The 1,141-nt window shown below is 54.4% G+C and carries 2 protein-coding genes; both read left to right on the top strand.

What is annotated here, in order from left to right:
• The coding region (locus BM150_RS23565; RefSeq protein WP_139219662.1) for a polymorphic toxin-type HINT domain-containing protein at nucleotides 1-612 on the top strand (612 nt) is incomplete at its 5' end.
• Nucleotides 613-987 (top strand): CPCC family cysteine-rich protein, encoded by a 375-nt coding sequence (locus BM150_RS25210; protein ID WP_092930303.1) that lies wholly within the window; start codon nucleotides 613-615, stop codon nucleotides 985-987.
• Nucleotides 988-1,141 lie beyond the last annotated feature (154 nt).

Below are 1,141 nucleotides of genomic sequence, written 5' to 3'. Positions count from 1 at the left end.
ACCATCACCGGCCAAGGTGAGAAACACCTGGTAGAGGTCACCGTCGATGTCGATGGTGACCGAGGTGGGGCGACCGACTCGGTGACGGCGACGGGGGAGCACCCGTTCTGGGTGCCCAACCGGGACGAGTGGGTCGACGCCGAGGATCTCCAGGCCGGGGATCGGGTGCGTACCGCTGAGGGTGAGCAGCGGCTGGTCACCAGCATCCGCACCTGGACCGCGCTGCAGCGAGTCCACAACCTCACCATCAACAACACCCACACGTACTATGCGGTCGCGGGCGAGACACCCATACTCGTCCACAACAACGACTGTTTTGGTGATAATTGGAGTAGCGACAAGAACCTCGATGATCACTATAAAAGGCATGGTGAGGAAATGGGATTCGATACCATGACTGAGTACAATTACGCTGCTCAGGATCTTATGTGTACTTGTGACGGGCGCAGGCCTGGTGTTCTCATGAAACAAGACGAGGAGAAAGTGCGTCGTTTCTTTGATCCAGATTCGGGTGAATTCGGTTCTGCTGGTCCGCGAGGTATTATTACTTACTTTGAGCCGGATCATGGGATAGATTACTATAGGGGTCAAGATGGGATGGAGGTTCAATAGATGCCGGGTTATCCGTGTCCATGCTGTGGTCGTCTTGTGCACGACCAGCCTCCTGGATCTTATTTGATTTGTCCTGTGTGTGGCTGGGAAGATGACTTGATCCAGCTCCGGTGGCCTCAACGTGCAAAAGGAGCGAATCGCCCTTCGCTTATTGAGGCACAGAAAAATCAGGAGACAAAAAGCGCGTGTAGCTTTTGTTGCGAAGTAAAGAGTTGCGACCCTGACCGCTGTTGGCCATCTGACCCTGGTTTTCGTTTTATTGATTTAAACGTCGATAATTTCGAATCATTGGGAAGTGTAGAGCGTGAATGGCCAAAAGATCGGACACGGCTCTATTGGTGGAGGGAAACTTTCTGGATGGGTTCTCAACCGTAGATTAAAATCCCTTGATCGGTAGATCCCTCAGTGGCGCTGAGGCCGATCTATAAGGCCGGCAAGGCCAAGAGCAAGGGTAAGAGTCGCGGTCGGGGTAAGGGCCGTGGTAGGGCCGGTGGTCGGTTCGGTAAGGGCGTGGGGCACGTCGGTGGGC

It is taken from the genome of Actinopolyspora alba (genome assembly GCF_900112765.1).
GTDB lineage: Bacteria > Actinomycetota > Actinomycetes > Mycobacteriales > Pseudonocardiaceae > Actinopolyspora > Actinopolyspora alba.
Note: the sequence above shows the minus strand (reverse complement) of the source record. Positions and strands in the feature narration are given on the sequence as shown.